Annotated in this window: 18 protein-coding genes; 4 read left to right on the forward strand and 14 right to left on the reverse strand. The window is 59.0% G+C overall.

What is annotated here, in order from left to right; all coding sequences use genetic code 11:
* On the forward strand, positions 1–753 hold the full coding sequence (locus DD597_RS12420) for a hypothetical protein (RefSeq protein WP_022651152.1): 753 nt from the start codon (positions 1–3) through the stop codon (positions 751–753).
* A 56-nt stretch (positions 754–809) separates the two neighbouring features.
* Here the strand turns inward: DD597_RS12420 and DD597_RS12425 are convergent, their stop codons facing one another.
* Positions 810–2,786 (reverse strand): alkyl/aryl-sulfatase, encoded by a 1,977-nt coding sequence (locus DD597_RS12425; protein ID WP_032658347.1) that lies wholly within the window; start codon positions 2,784–2,786, stop codon positions 810–812.
* A 202-nt stretch (positions 2,787–2,988) separates the two neighbouring features.
* Here DD597_RS12425 and DD597_RS12430 point away from each other — a divergent pair, with 202 nt between their 5' ends.
* The gene (locus tag DD597_RS12430; RefSeq protein WP_032658346.1) at positions 2,989–3,624 is read left to right on the forward strand and encodes a helix-turn-helix domain-containing protein; all 636 of its coding nucleotides are present in this window, start codon (positions 2,989–2,991) and stop codon (positions 3,622–3,624) included.
* A gap of 42 nt (positions 3,625–3,666) precedes the next feature.
* On the opposite strand, the gene paaY is transcribed toward DD597_RS12430, so the two are convergent.
* From paaY to paaA, 13 genes are all read right to left on the reverse strand, one after another.
* Entirely contained in the window at positions 3,667–4,272 is a 606-nt protein-coding gene (paaY, locus tag DD597_RS12435; protein ID WP_129256239.1) for a phenylacetic acid degradation protein PaaY, read from the reverse strand.
* A gap of 9 nt (positions 4,273–4,281) precedes the next feature.
* Entirely contained in the window at positions 4,282–5,217 is a 936-nt protein-coding gene (gene paaX, locus DD597_RS12440; RefSeq protein ID WP_003857327.1) for a phenylacetic acid degradation operon negative regulatory protein PaaX, read from the reverse strand.
* A 133-nt stretch (positions 5,218–5,350) separates the two neighbouring features.
* Positions 5,351–6,667, reverse strand: coding sequence for a phenylacetate--CoA ligase PaaK (paaK, locus tag DD597_RS12445; protein ID WP_022648028.1), 1,317 nt, complete (start codon positions 6,665–6,667; stop codon positions 5,351–5,353).
* Positions 6,668–6,693: 26 nt separating this feature from the next.
* On the reverse strand, positions 6,694–7,899 hold the full coding sequence (gene pcaF / locus DD597_RS12450) for a 3-oxoadipyl-CoA thiolase (RefSeq protein ID WP_023314093.1): 1,206 nt from the start codon (positions 7,897–7,899) through the stop codon (positions 6,694–6,696).
* Positions 7,899–8,321 (reverse strand): hydroxyphenylacetyl-CoA thioesterase PaaI, encoded by a 423-nt coding sequence (gene paaI / locus DD597_RS12455; protein ID WP_129256240.1) that lies wholly within the window; start codon positions 8,319–8,321, stop codon positions 7,899–7,901. Before paaI ends, pcaF begins: the two co-directional genes overlap by 1 nt.
* Complete coding sequence (gene paaH, locus DD597_RS12460; protein WP_127675283.1) at positions 8,311–9,735, reverse strand: 3-hydroxyacyl-CoA dehydrogenase PaaH; 1,425 nt, start codon at positions 9,733–9,735, stop codon at positions 8,311–8,313. Before paaH ends, paaI begins: the two co-directional genes overlap by 11 nt.
* A gap of 1 nt (position 9,736) precedes the next feature.
* Positions 9,737–10,525: a 2-(1,2-epoxy-1,2-dihydrophenyl)acetyl-CoA isomerase PaaG gene (gene paaG / locus DD597_RS12465; protein ID WP_026080707.1), complete on the reverse strand. Its 789-nt coding sequence runs from the start codon at positions 10,523–10,525 to the stop codon at positions 9,737–9,739.
* Complete coding sequence (gene paaF / locus DD597_RS12470) at positions 10,525–11,292, reverse strand: 2,3-dehydroadipyl-CoA hydratase PaaF (RefSeq protein WP_003857343.1); 768 nt, start codon at positions 11,290–11,292, stop codon at positions 10,525–10,527. The genes paaG and paaF overlap by 1 nt, the downstream gene beginning before the upstream one ends.
* On the reverse strand, positions 11,289–12,359 hold the full coding sequence (paaE, locus tag DD597_RS12475; protein WP_003857345.1) for a 1,2-phenylacetyl-CoA epoxidase subunit PaaE: 1,071 nt from the start codon (positions 12,357–12,359) through the stop codon (positions 11,289–11,291). The genes paaF and paaE overlap by 4 nt, the downstream gene beginning before the upstream one ends.
* Before the next feature lie 7 nt (positions 12,360–12,366).
* Positions 12,367–12,864, reverse strand: a complete 498-nt coding sequence (gene paaD / locus DD597_RS12480) for a 1,2-phenylacetyl-CoA epoxidase subunit PaaD (protein WP_003857347.1) — start codon at positions 12,862–12,864, stop codon at positions 12,367–12,369.
* 11 nt (positions 12,865–12,875) lie between these two features.
* The gene (gene paaC, locus DD597_RS12485; protein WP_023314089.1) at positions 12,876–13,622 is read right to left on the reverse strand and encodes a 1,2-phenylacetyl-CoA epoxidase subunit PaaC; all 747 of its coding nucleotides are present in this window, start codon (positions 13,620–13,622) and stop codon (positions 12,876–12,878) included.
* An 8-nt stretch (positions 13,623–13,630) separates the two neighbouring features.
* Positions 13,631–13,918 (reverse strand): 1,2-phenylacetyl-CoA epoxidase subunit PaaB, encoded by a 288-nt coding sequence (paaB, locus tag DD597_RS12490; protein ID WP_003857353.1) that lies wholly within the window; start codon positions 13,916–13,918, stop codon positions 13,631–13,633.
* 12 nt (positions 13,919–13,930) lie between these two features.
* Positions 13,931–14,860, reverse strand: a complete 930-nt coding sequence (gene paaA / locus DD597_RS12495) for a 1,2-phenylacetyl-CoA epoxidase subunit PaaA (RefSeq protein WP_003857355.1) — start codon at positions 14,858–14,860, stop codon at positions 13,931–13,933.
* Between the two features lie 285 nt (positions 14,861–15,145).
* On the opposite strand from paaA, the gene paaZ reads away from it, so the two are divergent.
* Positions 15,146–17,185 carry a phenylacetic acid degradation bifunctional protein PaaZ gene (paaZ, locus tag DD597_RS12500; protein ID WP_129256241.1) on the forward strand — a complete coding sequence of 680 codons (2,040 nt, stop codon included), beginning with the start codon at positions 15,146–15,148 and terminating at the stop codon, positions 17,183–17,185.
* 196 nt (positions 17,186–17,381) lie between these two features.
* Positions 17,382–19,658, forward strand: a complete 2,277-nt coding sequence (gene tynA, locus DD597_RS12505; protein WP_129256242.1) for a primary-amine oxidase — start codon at positions 17,382–17,384, stop codon at positions 19,656–19,658.
* Positions 19,659–19,729: the final 71 nt, after the last annotated feature.

Genomic DNA, 19,729 nt, shown 5'->3' on the forward strand with positions numbered 1-19,729 from the left:
ATGGGAACGGCAATATTCATGGTATTGATGGTATGCGGGTACTGGTACACCAGCCGCGACCTCTCAACACGGTTTAAAATCAAGCGCTCCTTTGGCTGGGACGTCTATTTTCTTGTGGCGCTGTATGGCTGTATTTTTGTTCTTCAGGGAGTGATCGCCACCGGCCTGTTGTGGCTGCTGTTGTTCGCCCTCTCCGCCGCCGATAACACGTTCCATTTCACGTCTGCAAAATATGCCGACTGGCAAATTGATTTTATGAACTGGAGCTTCCTGGGGATTCAGGCCCCGGTGGTGGTAATGCTGACCTTCGCGATCCTGTTCTGTCTCTACCGCTCGAACTGGGCCGGGAGCGCGCGGCTGGACGGCGAAGGCCGAAAAAAGCTCTACAAGCGGCTGGCGCAATCGAGCGGGATTGAACAGCTGCTCTATCAGTGCATGGAGGAAGGTGAACTGGCGCACGTCACGCTGAAATCGCGGCGGATCTATATTGGGATGATCCATACCGCCACGCTGGAGTATGAAAAAACGGCCAATATCGTGCTTATTCCGATGCTGAGCGGCTACCGTGACGGGAAAAACATGCAGCTCTGTATCGAACATAACTACAGCAAATGGTATGCCGAGCATGACATTACGCTCGATTCAGAGCCCAAAAGCGCCATGGATTTTCGCAAAGTGATCATGCTGGATCAGATCGAGAGTATTTCGCTGTTCGATCCGGCAAGCGCCAGCGCGCTGGCAATGCGTGAATAAAAAAATGGCGCCTTATCGCAACAAGGCGCCAGGATTAACCAGGATGAACGCTAAACTTATGGCGTCACAATATTGAACCAGAAGTCAAATGTGTCCATGTAGCTCAGCATCTCTTCCAGCTTCGCCCCGTTTCCGCTCACCTTCACGTCACCCTTATCCATCGCCTGCTTCAGCGTCTCTTTCTTAAGGATGATGTTGTTCAGCGTGGTACGGTCCAGCGTGATGGTTGCGTCAGCATCCTTCGCCTGCGCGTTGGCGGTATGGTTCAGCACGCCGTTTTCCAGCTCCAGCTTGTATTTGCCGCCATCCTTACCGAGATCGACATTGAAGATCGCCTTCGCGTTACCGGCCCGCACCCCGTTGATGTGCACACCCAGGTAGTCGAAGAACATTTCCGGGGTCATCGCCCGCACGGTATCCGGGCTGGCGGTGTTCGGCGTCGGTAGCTTCTTCACGCCATTACGCAGTTCTTGCGCGCCGGTCAGGTAGAAGTTACGCCAGGTGCCCGCTTCCGCCTGGTAACCTAACTGCTCCAGCGCGTCGGCTTCCAGATTACGGGCAGCCTGGTTGTTAGGATCGGCAAAGACCACTTTGCTTACCACCTGAGCAACCCAACGGTAATTACCCTGCTGATAATCCGCTTTGGCTTTCTGCATGATGGCATCAGCGCCGCCCATGTACTGCACGAACTTCTTCGCAGCCAGTTCAGGCGGCAGCTCGTCGAGGGTTGCCGGGTTGCCGTCGAACCAGCCGAGATAAAACACGTAGGTGGCTTTGACGTCGTGGCTAACGGAGCCGTAGTAACCGCGGCTTGCCCACTGTTTTTCCAGCGATTCCGGCAGTTTAAACTCGGCGGCGATCTCGTCGCGGGTGAGCCCCTTGTTTGCCATACGAAGGGTCTGGTCGTTGATGTAGCGGTACATATCGCGCTGACCTTTCATCAGCTTGACGATATTCTCGTTACCCCAGGTCGGCCAGTGGTGCTGCGCAATAATCACTTCCGCGTCCGCGCCCCAGCGCTCAATGGCGGCGTTAATGTACTTAGACCAGGCCAGCGGGTCGCGGATTTTCGCGCCGCGCAGGGAGTAGGTGTTGTGCAGAGTATGGGTCACGTCCTCTGCGGCCTCGATCATTTTCTTCTCTTTGACATACCACAGCATCTCCGACGGAGCTTCTGAACCCGGCGCCATCATAAAGTCGTAGGTCAAACCGTCGATCACTTCTTCCTGACCGGTATGGGTAATGTAGTCGGTCGGCGGGATGAGGGTGACAGTACCCGCAGAGGTGGTGGTGCCAAGGCCTGCACCCACCTGGCCTTTTGCATCCGGCTTCAGCAGGTTGCCGTACATATAGCTCGCACGGCGGCTCATCGCGTTTCCGGCCATAATGTTTTCGGAAACCGCCTCTTTCATAAAGCCATCCGGCGCGTAGATTTTCACTTTGCCAGACTTGACGTCAGCTTCGTCAACCACGCCGCGCAGGCCGCCATAGTGGTCAACGTGGCTGTGGGTGATCACCACAGCGACGACCGGTTTCTTGCCGCGGTTTGCATAGTAGAGATCCAGCGCTTCTTTCGCCGGTTCAGCGCTTAACAGCGGGTCGATAACGGTAATGCCCTTCTCGCCCTCAATGATGGTCATGTTGGAGAGATCGAGATTACGGATCTGATACACGCCGTCGGTGACCTTAAACAGCCCGCCAATGTTGATCAACTGTGACTGACGCCACAGGCTCGGGTTTACCGTATCCGGGGCTTTCTCACCCTCTTTCACGAAATCATATTTCGCCGGGTTCCAGATAACGTTCCCCTGCTCGCCTTTAATCATGTTTTGTGGCAGCGGGGCGATAAAACCTTTATGGGCGTTCTCAAAGTCGGTTTTATCGGCAAACGGTAATTTGTTATACAGGGCGTTATTTACCTGCCGGGTCGTGGCAGTGGCATCCTGCGGCTGCACTTCCGCAAACGCGGAAAGCGACAGCGACGTCAACACACCGGCAAGCGCCAGATGTTTAGCAATTAGGGTTAATTTCATTGAATGGCCTCATAGATTAATTGCGCCGCCTGGATATTTACTGTTGGCGGATAATTTTAATGCGAACTCATTGACGACCATTCTAAACAGAATACCTTTCCATCATAGTCCCATATGGGACTGGTTATTTATGGGTTCGTAATTCGGGGCCTATTGCTGCTATACTCGCTACCACGGCAAACGTTGCGGGGAGAGGCTTAGCGTGAATTTTCAGGATATCCATACCTATTATCAGCAACTCAATATTGGGCAATTTTTTCCGCACATGCTTTGTAAAGGCGAGACCTTAACCGTTGCCGCAAATAAAAAACTCACCGTCGAGCATGGCTATATCTATTTTTGCACTGAAGGGTCGCTGACGATATTAATGCCTGATGATGGCCTTAATATTGGCAATACTATCGAGTATATGCCGATAGGGTTAATGGAAAGGTATTGTCCACTGGCGAAGTATGAATATCGCAGCAGTGCGAAGGTGAAGCTGGTGAGAATATCCTGGGTCGACTTCGACCAGATATTTTTCCAGGGCGGGCCTGAGCGCATGCAGGCGCTGGCCACCATACTGACCTACATGTCCATATTTACCATCGACCTGCACAATGAACGCAGGCAGGTCACCAGCTACCAGACCATCAAACCAATGCTGTACCGCTATCTCTATCGGCAGGAGACCCACACGGGAGAGAATGAGGGCCTGGCGCTGTTTATCATCAAGCGCACTAACCTGTCACGAACGCATGTCTTTCGCGTGCTGGCAGATCTTAAAGCCGGGGGATATATCACCATGAAGCGCGGAAAGCTGGTGTCGATTGACCGGCCCCTGCCGGATGCGTATTGAGCTCATTTTCACGCCTTGATCAACGTGCGGGAGCGAACAGCCTTATTTATCCCGGCCAGCCGACTTGGGCCGTAAATTCTCATCGAAGACCAGCCGTTTGCGTCCTGGCTCTTCTTCCCGCAGCGGCTCCACCTGGTGCAGCGTCTGCTTACAACGGTCCACCAGCACCTGATACTCCCGCGTGCCCTGCTTTTCCCACTCTATTTCCTGCGCACTTAGCTCACGAATCGCTTTCGCCGGACTGCCAAGAATTAAGTGATTCGCAGGCATTTCCGCTTTGGCCTTCACAAACGCCGCCGCCCCAACGATGCTGTTTTCGCCGATCGTCGCCCCGTCCATCACGACCGCATTCATCCCCACCAGCGCATTACGGCGGATAATGCAGCCGTGCAGGATCGCGCTGTGGCCGATATGCCCGTCCTCTTCCACCACCGTGTCCTGCTCCGGAAAACCGTGCATCACGCAGTTATCCTGGATGTTCGCGCCGTCTTTCACCACGATCCGGCCAAAATCGCCGCGCAGGCTGGCGTTGGGCCCCACGTAAACGCCTTTGCCGAGGATCACGTCGCCAATCAGCACCGCGGTCGGGTGAACATAGCTCTCTTCAGGCACGACCGGCGTCAGACCATCAATTTGATAAACAGGCATACCCTCTCCTTATGTGATATTCAGACCACCAAAACGCTGGTGATAAAGCGTGCCGGGAGCGGGCAGCTCGCCCACGGAGGTTTCCCCCTTCTCACTGACAAACGCCAGGGCTCCCGCCGCCACGCGCTGGTAGATGTTAATGCACAGCTGTCGCGCGCTCTGTCCCGCCCAGTGCGCAGGAAGTAACTCCTCCGGCAACAGCGGATCTTTCAGCACCACGCGACGATAAAAATGAATGAGTAACAGCTGGATCTGGAAGCAGCGTTCCGGGGTCAAATCCTCAGGCGGCGCTTCTTTCAGCAGCGGCAACAGCGGACGGAACGAGCTGATAAACGTTTCGTACATCGCGTTTTGTTCGGTCAACTGCCAGCACTCTTCCACGCGGGCTCGTAACGCCGCACGTGATAAGGCCAGCGGTGAATGGGCCTCAAAGAAAATGACGTTTTCCGCCACGCCCGCGTCATGCAGCAGAGACTGCACGTCCGCCAGGTTCTGCGACGGCGAGGCCATCAGGCTCGGCGCCAGCGTGCCGAACCCTTGCCAGATGAGCTGTTTTTTCACGTCCGCGAGGGTGGTTTTATCCAGCCCCTCGGAGAGCAGCAGCAGCCATTTACCATCCCACGCCGGCAGTTCCGCACGGTAGATTTTATTTTCCGCGCGGCGGGTCAAACGCAGCCCCTTGTCGCTGAGACGGTAAAAGCTGCGGCGGCCAATGCGGGACACGTCCAGCCAGCCCTCTTTGTTGAGGCGAAACAGCGCGGTGCGCACAAAGCGCTCGCCAAATCCCATCCCTTCCAGCAGGGCCGCCAGGCTGCCGAGCCAGATCTCTCCGCCGCGGTGCGAAAGCGCGTCGCCATACAGTGAGGAGATAAGCGACGTTCCGCTGACGGGAACAGAGCTGACTGCATGCTGGATAAAGGCATCAAGTTTATTCATGTGATTCATTCTGTTGTTATTTTTTTCCTGGATGAATCATAGCATACGAATCTGGAGTGTACCCTCACCCTAACCCTCTCCCAAAGGGAGAGGGAAATTAATACACCCTCTCCCATGTGGGAGAGGGCTGGGGTGAGGGAATTCAACCGTTGGCTGCCACTTTACGCAAATCAAACACCCGGCAAGCTTTACCCTCGGAGCGCGGTATGCTGCCACAGTTAACGATCATCACGTCGGTCGAGATCCCCACCATCGATTTAATCCGATGACGCAGCTGATGGCAGACCTGACAGCGCTGCTCATGGGTCAGCGTTAAGCTGCTCTGTTTCAGCTCGACCTTCACCGAAAGTGAATCAAGATGCCCGCGGCGGTTCACCTCCAGCTGATAGTGTGGCGAAAGATGTTCGAACTTAACGATCTCCTCTTCCAGCTGTGACGGGAAGACGTTCACGCCGCGAATGATGAGCATGTCGTCGCTGCGCCCGCTGATGCGATCCATCCGGCGCATGGTGCGTGCAGTGCCCGGCAGCAGGCGCGTCAGGTCGCGGGTGCGGTAGCGGATCACCGGCAGCGCCTCTTTGGTCAGGGTGGTGAACAGCAGTTCGCCCTGCTCGCCGTCGGCCAGCGGCGTGCCGTCATTCGGGTTGACGATCTCCGGGTAGAAGTGATCTTCCCAGATGGTCGGGCCGTCAGCGGTTTCAAGACACTCCATCGCCACGCCCGGCCCCATCACTTCGGAGAGACCATAGATATCCAGCGCGGTAATGCCCAGCCGTTTTTCAATTTCGCGGCGCATCGCCTGCGTCCACGGCTCGGCGCCAAACACGCCGACACGCAGGGAACAGGCGCTGGCGTCACCGCCCATCTGACGCTCCAGCTCTTCAATTAAATTCAGGCAGTATGAGGGCGTCACCATGATCATATCCGGCTGAAAATCGCGGATCAGCTGCGCCTGCTTCTCCGTCTGGCCGCCGGACATCGGGATCACCGTCGCACCCAGACGCTCGGCACCGTAGTGCGCCCCCAGCCCGCCGGTGAATAGCCCGTAGCCGTAGGCCACGTGAATTTTATCCTTCGCGCTGCCCCCGGCGGCGCGCAGGGAACGGGCAACTATATTGGCCCAGTTGTCGATATCATTCTGGGTATATCCCACCACGGTCGGCTTTCCGGTGGTGCCCGACGAGGCGTGGATGCGCACCACCTGCTCCATCGGCACCGCAAAGGTATCGAACGGGTAGTTGTCGCGCAGATCCTGCTTGGTGGTGCACGGGAATTTTTGCAGGTCCGCCAGCTCGTTAAAATCGTCAGGGTGAACGCCCGCGGCGTCAAACTTGCGTTTGTACATCGGAACGTTGTTGTAGGCGTGGTTCAGCGTCCACTTCAGGCGCGCGGTCTGCAACGCCTGCAATTCATCAATGGACGCGGTTTCGATCGGATCAAGCTTTGTTGTATTTATCATCGCAGGGTACTCACATTATTGTTCGCTCAAACACGCTCAAGGATCATGGCAATGCCCTGACCCACACCGATGCACATCGTACACAGCGCGTAGCGCCCGCCGCGTCGGTGCAATTCATTGCTCGCGGCCAGCGCCAGTCTGGCACCGCTCATTCCCAGCGGATGACCTAACGCGATCGCCCCGCCATTCGGGTTCACATGCTCCGCGTCATCCGGCAAACCCAGCTGACGCAGCACGCCCAGCGCCTGTGCGGCGAAGGCTTCGTTAAGCTCAATGACGTCCATATCGGTGATACTGAGTCCGGCACGTTCCAGCACCTTACGGGTGGCGGGAACCGGGCCTAATCCCATCAGACGCGGCTCGACGCCCGCGGTCGCCATGGCCACAATGCGGGTGCGCGGGGTTAACCCCTGGGCAAGCGCCATCGGCTCGCTGGCGATAATCAGCGCCGCCGCCCCGTCGTTCACGCCAGAGGCGTTCCCCGCCGTCACCACACCGTTCTTGCGGAACGGAGCTTTCAGCGCGGCAAGCTGTTCAAGGGTGGTTTCGGCGCGCGGATGCTCGTCCACGCTCACTTCCGTTACGGCACCTTTTTTCCCCGCCACCTGTACCGGGATAATCTCCTGCGCCAGAACGCCATTCTGCTGCGCCCGCGCGGTGCGCTGCTGGCTGCGCAGGGCAAATGCATCCTGATCGGCACGGCTTATATTTAACAATTCCGCTACATTCTCTGCCGTTTCCGGCATGCTGTCAGTTCCGTATTGCTGATGCATGAGCGGATTCACAAATCGCCAGCCGATGGTGGTGTCGAAGATCTCCGCCTGACGCTGAAACGCCGCGGTGGCTTTGCCCATCACGAACGGCGCACGGGACATGGATTCGACGCCACCGGCGATCAGCAGATCGCCATCCCCGGCCCTGATGGCGCGCGCCGCGAAGCCAAGGGCATCCAGACCGGAGCCGCACAGGCGGTTAATGGTGGTACCGGAAACGGTCTGCGGCAGCCCGGCCAGCAGCGATGACATGCGCGCTACGTTGCGGTTATCCTCTCCGGCCTGATTTGCGCAGCCGAAGATCACATCATCTATGCGCTCCAGATCGAGCTGCGGGTAACGCGCCAGCAGCGCACGCAGCGGCACGGCCCCTAAGTCATCGGCACGCACGCTGGATAATCCTCCACCGTAGCGACCGACCGGGGTACGCACACCCTCACAAATAAATGCGTCACGCATCAGGCTTCTCCTGTCACACTGCCGCCAGTGCGGTGCGATTTCCCGCGAAAAAGAGCGACGGTTTTCTGGTGTTGGTTCTGAATTTCAATGTCGTATACGCCGGTCAGTTTGCCCTGATGCTTCACCCGCGCGGTAGCGGTCAGCTTATCGCCGGCAAAGCCCGGACGCAGAAAATCGATGGCGCAGCCTGAGGCCACCGCCGCCAGCCCCTGACTGTTGCAGGCGTAGGCAAAGGCGGTATCGGCCAGCGAGAACAGCTGTCCGCCGTGGCAGGTTTTATGCCCGTTGAGCATCTGCGGGGTGATGGTCATGGTCACCACCGCGTAGCCCTCGCCCATGTCGAGAATGTCCATCCCCATCGCCTGCGCGCAGGCGTCCCGGTCGTACATCGCGCGGGCGTTATGCCAGGCGTTATGACTCATAGCTACTCTCCAGAAGCGCACGCTGGCGCAGCAGTGAACAGGGGCGATAGCGTTCCTCGCCGTAGTGACGTTGCAGGTTCTCCAGCAGCGTTAACAGACGCTGCCAACCAAGGCGCTCGCCCCAGGCGATGGGCCCGCAGGGATAGTTGACCCCTAAGCGCATGGCGGTATCGATGTCTTGCTCGCTGGCGACCCCTTTTTGCAGGGCGTCCAGCGCTTCGTTGGCAATCATCGCTACCGTGCGCCAGACCAGCAGACCGGGGTAATCGGCAATCTGTACCACCCGTTTCTGCTGGTGCTGCAACCAGTAAATGGCTTTCTGCGTGGCGGCGTGCGGGTTGCCGGGTGCGGCGGCTATCACGGCCACATCCCGCTCGATGCGGTCGACCACCACCACCGGGCAGCCGTGGCGCAGCGCCAGCGACTGCGCGGTTTCACCCTGCGTTTCGATCAGCAACAGATCGTCAATTTCCGTGACACCGTCACTTCTTCGCTGTACGCGCATGGGGTTGAAGCTGTCGCTGACCGGGGCGAGCCAGCTGACGGTGGGTTTGTCCTCCAGCCAGCGGTAAACGCCCTGCCCGCTTTTCTTACCCAGACGCCCCGCCAGCACCAGCTCCTGCTGCACCAGCGACGGCAGAAAACGACGCTCCTGCCAGAAGGCATTAAACACGGAGCAGGTCACGGCAAAGTTGACGTCCTGACCAATCATGTCCGTCAGCTCAAGCGGCCCCATCGGGAAGCCTCCGCCGTCTCGCAGGGCGGCGTCAATCACCTCGGGCGTTGCCACCTGCTCTTCCAGCGCGCGCCAGGCTTCCGAGTAGAACGGGCGCGCCACGCGGTTGACGATAAACCCCGGCGTGGACTGGCAGCGTACCGGCTGCTTTCCCCAGCTCAGCGCCAGCTCGCACAGCGCATCGGCCACTTCTGGTGAAGTCGCCAGCCCGCTGACCACCTCCACCAGCTTCATCACCGGGGCAGGATTGAAGAAGTGCAGCCCGGCGACGCGTTCAGGGTGGTTTATCTCCGCCGCAATCGCGGTAACGGAAATGGACGAGGTATTGCTGGCGAGCAGCGTCTGCGGCGGGCAAACCTCTGCCAGCTGGGTAAACAGCGCCTTTTTCACTTCAAGCCGCTCGGAGGCCGCCTCGATCACCAGATCGGCTTTCGCCAGAGCACTGATATTCGTCACCGGCGTCAGGCGGGCGAGGATCTGCTCCCCGGCGTCGGCAGAGAGTTTTCCACGCGCAACGCGTGAGGACAGCCGCTGGCGAATGCCGTCGACGGCGCGGGAAATCGCCGCTGCGTCAATGTCGTACACCAGAACCGGATGACCGTGGCTGGCTGCCACTTCGGCAATCCCGGCGCCCATGGTGCCGCTGCCAATGACGGCGACCGTATGGATATTCACCATCTTATTTCCCCGTAAAGTTCGGCGCGCGTTTTGCCAGGAACGCGCTGACGCCTTCCCGGTAGTCGTCGCTGCGTCCGGCCAGGCGTTGATAGTCGCGCTCCAGATCAAGCTGGGCGTCGAGGGTGTTGGTTTCGGCGGCGTTGATCGCCTGCTTGATCAAGCCCAGGCCAAAGGTCGGCTGCGAGGCAAAATGCAGCGCCATCTGCTGTGCGGTGGCGGAGAGCTGCTCGTCGTCCACCACCTGCCAGATCATTCCCCAGGCCTGTGCCTGCTCAGCGCTGAGCTTATCGCCCAGCAATGCCAGCCCCATGGCGCGGGCGCGTCCGGCCACGCGCGGCAGCAGCCAGGTGCCGCCGCAGTCCGGGACGAGGCCGAGCTTGCTGAAGGCCATCACAAAACTGGCGGAGCGCGCCGCAATCACCATGTCGCAGCCGAGGGCCAGCGTCGCCCCCGCGCCCGCCGCCACGCCGTTAACCGCGCAAATCACCGGCTTCGGCAGTTTTGCCAGGCGGCGCACCAGCGGGTTGTAAAAAGTCTCAACGGACATGCCCAGATCGGGCGCCGGGCCGTTCGGGTCGACGTTACGGTCGTTGAGATCCTGCCCGGCGCAGAAACCGCGTCCTGCCCCGGTGATAAGCAGGCAGCGGATGGCGTCATCGCGCTCGGCCTGCTTCAGGCATTCGGAAAGCTGCTGGTGCATGACGTCGTTAAAGCTGTTCAGGCGCTCCGGGCGGTTCAGCGTAATGGTCATTACGCCCTGCTCAACATGGCTCAGAATAGATTCCACAATTAGCGTCCTTTAAAGTCTGGGGTGCGTTTTTGTAAAAAGGCGTTGATCCCTTCCCGGCGATCGTCGGTGGCCGCGAGCAGCGCAAACAGCTGACGCTCCTGCGCCAGCCCGGCCTGAAGCGGGACTTCCTGCGACTGGCGAAGCGCCTGCTTCGCCGCCTGTAGCGCCAGCGGCGAATGGCGCGCCATCAGCGCTGCCTGCTTCAGGGCGTACTCCAGCGTCAGCGAGGCCGGATAGACGTCGCTGACCAGCCCGGCGCTGTGCGCCTGCACCGCCGTGATGCTTTCGCCCGTCAGCACCATTTTGCTGGCCAGCGATTTGCCTACGCTGCGGATCAGCCGCTGGGTGCCGCCTGCGCCCGGCATGATCCCGAGGGTGATTTCCGGCAGGCCAAAACGGGCGTTATCGCCAGCAATCACGACATCGCAGAGCAGCGCCAGCTCACAGCCTGCCCCCAGCGCGAAGCCGTTTACGGCGGCAATCAGCGGTTTGGTGAAGGCGTTGATCCGCGCCCACAGCTGCGGACGGATATCGTTCAGGGTGGCGGGCAGGTCTTTCTCCGCCATTTCGTTGAGATCGGCCCCGGCGGCAAAGCAGCGTTCGTTGCCGTACATCACGCAGACGGCGATCTCAGCATCCGCGGCGGCGGCCTCAAGCTGCTCCGCGATTTGCAGGAGCAGCGCATTGTTGAGCGCGTTGCGCGCCGCCGGACGGTTAAGCGTTAGCTGCAACACGCGGCCATGACGGGTAACAATCAGTTCGCTCATGCCATCCCCTTCGCATCAAAATCGACGATAACGTCGGCGGTTAACGGCAGCGCCTGACAGCTCAGCACATAGCCTGCGGCCAGCTCGTCCGGCTCCAGGCTGTAGTTGGTCGCCATATCGACTTTCCCACGCAGCACTTTGCATTTGCAGGTGGCGCATACGCCGCCCTTGCAGGCGTAAGGCAGATCCGCCCCCTGACGCAGGGCCGCGTCAAGAATGCTCTCGTCGTCCGCCGTCAGGGTGATCTCCCTGTCGCGCCCGTCCTGACGGACGGTGACCTTCTGGCCATCGGCCTGCACGCTGGCAGTCCGTTTAACGGCGGTACCCGGCGTGTTAAAGCGCTCAAGATGGATCGCTTTTTCCGGCATACCCAGCGCTTGCAGCGCCGCTTCGGCCTCATCCATCATCGCCGACGGGCCGCAGATGAAGGCTTCATCGTACTGACGGAAATTCACCAGCGTTTTTGCCAGCGCCTGGAGCTTTTCCCCGTCAATGCGGCCATGGAGCAGATCGCTGTCGAGCGTCTCCTGGCTGAAGATGGCGATCAGCTGCAAACGCTGCGGGTATTTATCTTTCAGGTCCGCCAGCGCCCGGCGGAACATCATGCTCTGGCTGCTGCGGTTGCCGTAAATCAGGGTGAAGTGGCTGTGGGCTTCAGTGGCCAGCGTAGCGGACATAATCGCCAGCATCGGGGTGATCCCGGACCCGGCGGCAATCGCCAGATAATGGCCTTCGCGTTCGGCCTGCGGCTGGTAGCCAAAATGCCCCTGGGGCACCATCACCTCCAGCGCCATGCCCGGTTTGATCTCGTCCCGGGCATAGCGGGAAAAACGTCCGCCCTCGATGGCTTTGACCGCCACGCTGATCTCACCGCACGCGGTGCTCCGGCAGATGGAGTAGCAGCGGCGCAGTTCATCCCCGCCAGGGCTGGCTTTCAGGGTCAGATGCTGACCGGGACGGAAGCGGTACGCCTCCTGTAACGCCTGCGGCACCGCGAAGGTAATGGTCACCGCGTCGCGGGTTTCGGGCTCCACTTTTGCCACTGTTAATGAATGAAACGTTGTCATGGCAGCCTCAAATACATTTGAAATAGTCGAAGGGCTCACGGCAGGTATTGCAGCGGTAGAGCGCTTTGCAGGCCGTGGATCCAAATTCACTGATAAGCGAGGTATCGGTGCTCGCACAGCGCGGGCAGCTCACCTCCGCGGGAACGTGGGCATGGCAGCTATGGCCGACAGGCGGGCTGATGCCATATTCACGGAGGCGCCTGCGGGCATCGTCGGTCATCCAGTCGGTGGTCCAGGCGGGCTCCAGTTGCAGCACAATATGTACCGGGCTAAAGCCGTTTCCGGTCAGGGTTTCGCGGATCGCCCCCAGCAGATGCTCCGTTGCCGGACAGCCCGAATAGGTTGGCGTGAAGCCGATGACCCAGCCTTCCCCCTGTGCCTTCACGCTGCGCACCATGCCCAGGTCGGTGATGGTCAGCACCGGCACTTCCGGGTCGGGGATCTGGCTTAACAGCGCCCAAATCTGCGGGATTTGTGCAGGCGCGATGTCGACGAGGCGTTGCATGGCGTCCTCCTTTACCACTGCTGGCCGGGGTAAACGCGCTGGAGATACTGCATCTCTGCCAGCATCGGCCCGAGGTGTTCGGTATGTAGCCCCTTCTTACCGCCCGTGCGATACGCCACCTCTTCGGGCACGCGGAGGGTGGCTTCCGCCAGGCCAGCAAACACTTCGCGCTCCCACGGGTCCCGCAGGTCGCGCGGATCAACCGCCACGCCGTCATCAATTAGCGCCAGCTCGACCTCGTCAGCGTCGAACAGTTCAGCCGTAAAGCGCCACAGGCTATCCACCGCCTGCTGCATTTTTTGTGCGGAGGTTTCTGTTCCGTCCCCCAGCCGCACCAGCCAGCCGCGGCTAAAGCGCAGGTGATAGCGCGCCTCCTTAATGGCTTTTGCCGCGATGGCGGCAAGCTGACTGTCGCTGCTGTGGATCAGCCGCTCGTAGAGCGCCACGTTCCACGCATCCATCAGATACTGACGGGCAATGGTGTCGGCGAAGCTGCCGTTTGGCTGTTCCACCAGCAGCAAATTGCGGAACTGACGCTCATCGCGGCCATAGGCCAGGGTATCTTCATCACCCTTACCTTCCCGTTCAGCGGCGTAGGTCAGGAAATTGCGCGCCTGCCCGAGCAGATCAAGGCCGATATTGGCGAGCGCCAGGTCAATTTCCAGCTCCGGCGCGTGGCCGCACCAGGCGCCCAGACGCTGTGAGAGCACCAGACCGTTGTCGCCCAGACGCAGGGCATAAGCAGATACGTTGTTCATCCCCAACCTCACATATGCTCGATACCATCAGGGATGGTGTAAAACGTCGGATGGCGGTAGACCTTGCTTTCCGCCGGATCGAAAAACTCCCCGCTCTCTTCCGGCTGGGAAGCGACGATTTCACTCGCCTTCACCACCCAGATGGAACAGCCTTCGCTGCGGCGGGTATAGGCATCGCGCGCGTTTTCCAGCGCCATGCGGTCGTCGGCAGCGTGAAGGCTGCCCACATGCCGGTGCGACAGCCCCTGCTTCGAACGGACAAAAACTTCGTATAACGGCCAGTAAACGTTGCTCATGGTTGATTCCTCTTATGCGGCCTGGCGGGCGCGTTGTTTTTCCGCGTGGGCCAGAGCGGCTTCACGCACCCATGCGCCGTCGTCCCAGGCTTTACGTTTTGCGGCCAGACGTTCGTGGTTGCAGATCCCGCGCCCGTTGATCACCTCGTCAAATTCCTGCCAGTCGATTTCGCCGAAGCGGTAGTGACCGCTCTCTTCATCGAAACGCAGGTCGGGATCCGGCACGGTCATGCCGAGCATCTCCACCTGAGGCACCGTGTTGTCCACGAAGCGCTGGCGAAGCTCATCGTTGCCAAAGCGTTTGATCTTCCAGGCCAGACTGCGGGCGCTGTTTGGGGAGTTGTCGTCGTTGGGTCCGAACATCATCAGCGCGGGCCACCAGAAGCGGTTGATGGCGTCCTGCAACATCTGCCGCTGGGCTTCGCTACCCTGCGCCAGCGCCATGCAGGCCTCAAAACCCTGACGCTGGTGAAAGCTCTCTTCTTTACAAATCTTCACCATCGCCCGGGCATACGGGCCGTAAGACGTACGGCACAGCGCCACCTGGTTCACAATGGCCGCCCCGTCCACCAGCCAGCCAATGACCCCGATATCGGCCCAGCTCAGGGTTGGATAGTTGAAGATGGAGGAGTATTTCATCTTGCCGTCGAGCATCTTTTGATAGATGTCCTCCCGGGCGCAGCCCAGCGTTTCCGCCGCGCTGTAAAGGTACAGGCCATGTCCGGCTTCATCCTGCACCTTCGCCAGCAGAATGGCTTTCCGGCGCAGCGTCGGTGCGCGGGTGATCCAGTTCCCTTCCGGCAGCATGCCGACAATCTCAGAGTGGGCGTGCTGTCCAATCTGGCGGATCAGCGTCTTGCGGTAGGCATCCGGCATCCAGTCCTGCGGCTCGATGGCCGTCTCCTGTGCGATGCGTTGCTCAAAGCGTTGTTCTTGCGTCACATAACCACCTTTGTGATTCGTTAAATCACCACAAATAGCAAAATGGTGAATCATTTGGTTTCTTAAAAGTTACACAAAGGTTAAATATAACCCCAAGAAGCGTTTGTTTATTTTGTGACGACGCTCGCAAGCCTTTTCATGAAAGGCCGATGGCGCAAGGCTTTCTGTTGGTCAGGCCAAGCAATACAGATCACAACGTTAACAATTCATTAAAACTCAGCTTGATTTTTATGATTCGAGATCAAACTATTTATAGTGAAATCACGAAACATCTGGAGAGAAGAAATGCAGCAGTTAGCCAGCTTCTTGTCCGGCATCTGGCAATCAGGCCGGGGCCGCGAGCGCACCATCACCCACGCCATCAGCGGGGAAACGCTATATCAAGTCACCAGCGAAGGGCTGGATATGGCGGCCGCGCGCCGTTACGCCATTGAACACGGCGGAGAAGCGCTCCGCGCAATGAGCTTTATCGAGCGCGCCGCCATGCTGAAGGCGGTGGCCAAACATCTGCTGAGCCAGAAGGATCGGTTTTATGCCCTGTCAGCCCAGACCGGCGCGACGAAGGCTGACAGCTGGGTGGATATTGAAGGCGGTATCGGCACCCTCTTCACCTACGCAAGCCTCGGCAGCCGTGAGCTGCCGGACGATACCCTGTGGCCGGAGGATGAGCTGATCCCACTGTCGAAGGAAGGCGGCTTTGCGGCACGTCACGTGTTAACGTCGAAATCCGGCGTGGCGGTGCATATCAACGCGTTCAACTTCCCGTGCTGGGGGATGCTGGAAAAGCTCGCGCCCACCTGGCTTGCCGGGATGCCCGCCATCATCAAGCCCGCCACCGCCACCGCGCAGGTGACTCAGGCGATGGTGAAAGCGATCGTGGAGAGCGGACTGGTGCCGGACGGCGCCATCAGCCTGATCTGCGGTGGCGCGGGCGATCTGCTGAACCACCTCGACAGCCAGGACGTGGTGACGTTTACCGGGTCGGCCAGCACCGGGCAGAGCCTGCGCGTCCACCCGAATATCGTCGCACATTCCATTCCGTTTACCATGGAAGCAGATTCTCTTAACTGCTGCGTGCTGGGTGAGGACGTGACGCCGGAACAGCCGGAATTTACGCTGTTTATCCGCGAAGTGGTGCGCGAGATGACCGCCAAAGCCGGGCAAAAATGTACCGCCATCCGCCGCATCATCGTGCCGGAAGCGCAGGTTGAAGCCGTCAGCCAGGCGCTGATTGCGCGGCTGGAGAACGTGGTCGTCGGCGATCCGGCCCAGGAAGGGGTGAAGATGGGGCCCCTCGTCAACAGTGAGCAACGTGCTGACGTGCAGGATAAAGTCGATCATCTGCTGGCCTCGGGCTGCCAGATCCGTCTGGGTGGTAAAGCTGATTTGCAGGCGCCTGGCGCATTCTTCCCACCCACCCTGCTGTTCTGCCCGCAGCCGGACGAAACCCCGGCCGTTCACGCCACCGAAGCCTTTGGCCCCGTCGCAACCCTGATGCCCTGCCGTAACACCGAGCACGCCATGCAGCTGGCGCGGGCGGGCGGCGGCAGCCTGGCGGGAACGCTGGTTACGGCAGATACCCGCGTGGCGCGGCAGTTTATTGCTGGTGCCGCGCGCGCCCACGGACGCATTCAGATCCTCAACCAGGAATCCTCGAAAGAATCTACCGGCCACGGTTCACCGTTGCCGCAGCTGGTGCACGGTGGTCCGGGACGTGCGGGCGGCGGCGAAGAGCTGGGCGGCCTGCGCGCTGTGAAGCACTATCTTCAGCGCACGGCTATTCAGGGCAGCCCGTCCATGCTCGCCGCGATCGGTAAACAGTGGGTCCGTGGCGCGGAGGTGCAGGAAGATCGCGTTCATCCGTTCCGTAAATACTTCGAGGAGTTACAGCCGGGCGACAGCCTGCTGACCCCGCGTCGTACCCTGACGGAAGCGGATATCGTGAATTTTGCCTGCCTGAGCGGGGATCATTTCTACGCCCATATGGACAAAATTGGCGCGGCGGAGTCGATTTTTGGTGAGCGCGTGGTACACGGTTATTTCCTGATTTCCGCCGCGGCGGGGCTGTTTGTCGATGCCGGGGTTGGGCCGGTTATTGCCAACTATGGCATGGAAAACCTGCGCTTTATCGAGCCGGTCAAGCCGGGTGATACCATTCAGGTGCGCCTGACCTGTAAACGTAAAACGCTGAAGAAACAGCGCACTGCCGAGGAAAAACCCACCGGCGTGGTGGAATGGGCTGTGGAGATCTTCAACCAGCACCAGCAGGCCGTGGCGCTCTACTCCATCCTGACGCTGGTGGCGCGCCAGCAGGGTGACTTCTGACACACCTCTTTCTTGCCGGGTGTCGCTCCGCTTACCCGGCCTACAACTACCTGACCGGGGGTGTGATGCACCCCCGCTCTTTTTTAACCTGGCAAGACTGACAAACAACCTGGCAGATGCAGGCAAACGCTTTTCGTGCGCGCCTGTCAGGATAACGCTGACACAACACAATAAACACAACAAGATGAGGTCTGCGATGGGAAGCAATTCTTCTTTTTCTGCCCGTAGAACGGCACTGGCCATGGCCGTTGCGCTCTGTTGCGCCTGGCAATCCCCTGTTTACGCTCACGGCAGCGAGGCGCATATGGTCCCGATGGACAAAACGCTTCAGGCGTTTGGCGCGGACGTGCAGTGGGATGATTACGCCCAGATGTTCACCATCGTCAAAGACGGTGCCTTTGTGAAGGTCAAACCCGGCGCAAATACCGCCATCGTTAACGGCAAACCGCTGACGCTCCAGGTGCCCGTGGTGATGAAGAACAATAAGGCGTTTATCCCGGAGACCTTTATCAACGATGTCTTTCAGTCCGGTCTTGATCAGACATTCCAGGTTGAAAAAAGCCCCCACCCGTTAAACGCGCTGACGGCTGATGGAATCAACCAGGCCGTAGCAATCGTGAAAGCCTCAGCGGATTTTAAACCCAATACCCGCTTTACCCAGATTGCGCTGGCGGAGCCAGAAAAGGCCAAAGTCTGGGACTTTGTGCTTAACGGCACGGCGGTGGATGCGCCCCGCCAGGCCAATATCATCATGCTTGATGGTAAACACATCATCGAAAGCCGGGTGGATCTGAAGGAGAAAAAGATCCTCCGCTGGGAGCCGATCAACGACGCGCACGGCATGGTGCTGCTGGATGACTTCAATACCGTGCAGCAGATCATCAATGAAAGCCCGGAGTTTGCCGCCGTGCTGAAAAAGCGCGGCATTACCGACCCGAAGAAAGTGATCACCACCCCGCTTACCGTCGGCTTTTTTGACGGCAAGGATGGGCTGAAACAGGAAGACCGCCTGCTGAAAGTGATCAGCTATCTCGACGTGGGCGACGGTAACTACTGGGCGCACCCGATCGAAAACCTGGTTGCGGTGGTGGATCTCGAGCAGAAGAAAATCCAGAAGATTGAGGAAGGCCCGGTCGTGCCGGTGCCGCTCACGCCGCGCCCTTATGATGGCCGTGACCGCGTTGAAACGGTGAAAAAACCGCTGGAGATTATCGAGCCGGAAGGCAAGAACTACACCATCACCGGGGATAGGGTGCACTGGCAGAACTGGGATTTTCATCTGAGCCTGGACTCACGCGTCGGCCCGATAATCTCCACCGTGACCTATAACGACAACGGCAAAAAGCGACAGGTGATGTATCAGGGGTCGCTCGGCGGCATGATTGTGCCGTACGGCGACCCGGATATCGGCTGGTACTTTAAAGCCTACCTGGACTCCGGCGATTACGGCATGGGTACCCTGACCTCCCCGCTCGTGCGCGGCAAGGATGTTCCGTCTAACGCCGTGATGCTCAACGAAACCATCCCGGATTACACCGGCGCGCCAATGGAGATCCCCCGGGCGATCGCCATTTTCGAGCGTTACGCCGGGCCGGAATATAAGCATCAGGAATTAGGAAAACCCAACGTCAGCACCGAACGCCGCGAGCTGGTGGTGCGCTGGGTCAGCACCGTGGGTAACTACGATTACATCTTCGACTGGGTATTCCACGAAAACGGCACTATCGGCATTGATGCAGGGGCTACGGGCATTGAAGCGGTGAAAGGCGTGCAGACGAAAACCATGCATGATGTCACCGCGAAGGATGACACCCGATACGGAACGCTGATCGACCATAATATTGTCGGTACCACCCACCAGCACATCTACAACTTCCGTCTGGATATGGACGTGGACGGCATCAACAATAAGCTGGTGGCCATGGATCCGGACGTCAAACCGAACACCGCTGGCGGACCGCGCACCAGCACCATGCAGGTTAATCAGTATGATATTGATACCGAACAGCAGGCGGCGCAGAAGTTTGACCCGGGCACCATCCGCCTGCTGAGCAATACCAGCAAAGAGAACCGCATGGGCAACCCGGTCTCATATCAGATCATCCCTTACGCGGGCGGTACACACCCGGTAGCGTCCGGCGCGAAGTTTGCCCCGGACGAGTGGATTTATCACCGCCTGAGCTTTATGGATAAACAACTGTGGGTAACGCGTTACCATCCCGACGAGATGTACCCGGAGGGAAAATACCCGAACCGTTCCACGCACGATACCGGCCTCGGCCAGTACAGCAAAGATAACGAGTCGCTGAACGACCAGGATAACGTCATCTGGATGACCACCGGCACCACCCATGTCGCCCGTGCCGAGGAGTGGCCAATAATGCCGACGGAATGGGTGCACACGTTGCTCAAGCCGTGGAATTTCTTTGACGAGACGCCAACGCTCGGCAAGAAAAAAGCCGAGCAAAAATAAGCAAACGCCGGGCGCAATGCCCGGTTTTTTTGTGCAAACATTTGAGGAATAATCGAGCCTGCTTATAGTTA

The sequence above is a fragment of the Enterobacter cloacae complex sp. 677-3DZ2D5B genome (assembly GCF_004136695.1).
Taxonomy (GTDB): domain Bacteria; phylum Pseudomonadota; class Gammaproteobacteria; order Enterobacterales; family Enterobacteriaceae; genus Enterobacter; species Enterobacter hormaechei_C.

Excerpts from the sequence above, each read along its gene's own strand:
- paaH (WP_127675283.1), bottom strand. The coding sequence starts at position 9,735 with ATGGTGAATATCCATACGGTCGCCGTCATTGGCAGCGGCACCATGGGC.
- tynA (WP_129256242.1), top strand. The coding sequence starts at position 17,382 with ATGGGAAGCAATTCTTCTTTTTCTGCCCGTAGAACGGCACTGGCCATG.
- paaE (WP_003857345.1), bottom strand. The coding sequence starts at position 12,359 with ATGACAACGTTTCATTCATTAACAGTGGCAAAAGTGGAGCCCGAAACC.
- paaZ (WP_129256241.1), top strand. The coding sequence starts at position 15,146 with ATGCAGCAGTTAGCCAGCTTCTTGTCCGGCATCTGGCAATCAGGCCGG.
- DD597_RS12425 (WP_032658347.1), bottom strand. The coding sequence starts at position 2,786 with ATGAAATTAACCCTAATTGCTAAACATCTGGCGCTTGCCGGTGTGTTG.
- paaK (WP_022648028.1), bottom strand. The coding sequence starts at position 6,667 with ATGATAAATACAACAAAGCTTGATCCGATCGAAACCGCGTCCATTGAT.
- paaX (WP_003857327.1), bottom strand. The coding sequence starts at position 5,217 with ATGAATCACATGAATAAACTTGATGCCTTTATCCAGCATGCAGTCAGC.
- paaF (WP_003857343.1), bottom strand. The coding sequence starts at position 11,292 with ATGAGCGAACTGATTGTTACCCGTCATGGCCGCGTGTTGCAGCTAACG.
- DD597_RS12420 (WP_022651152.1), top strand. The coding sequence starts at position 1 with ATGGGAACGGCAATATTCATGGTATTGATGGTATGCGGGTACTGGTAC.
- paaC (WP_023314089.1), bottom strand. The coding sequence starts at position 13,622 with ATGAACAACGTATCTGCTTATGCCCTGCGTCTGGGCGACAACGGTCTG.
- paaY (WP_129256239.1), bottom strand. The coding sequence starts at position 4,272 with ATGCCTGTTTATCAAATTGATGGTCTGACGCCGGTCGTGCCTGAAGAG.
- paaD (WP_003857347.1), bottom strand. The coding sequence starts at position 12,864 with ATGCAACGCCTCGTCGACATCGCGCCTGCACAAATCCCGCAGATTTGG.
- pcaF (WP_023314093.1), bottom strand. The coding sequence starts at position 7,899 with ATGCGTGACGCATTTATTTGTGAGGGTGTGCGTACCCCGGTCGGTCGC.
- paaI (WP_129256240.1), bottom strand. The coding sequence starts at position 8,321 with ATGAGTCATAACGCCTGGCATAACGCCCGCGCGATGTACGACCGGGAC.
- paaB (WP_003857353.1), bottom strand. The coding sequence starts at position 13,918 with ATGAGCAACGTTTACTGGCCGTTATACGAAGTTTTTGTCCGTTCGAAG.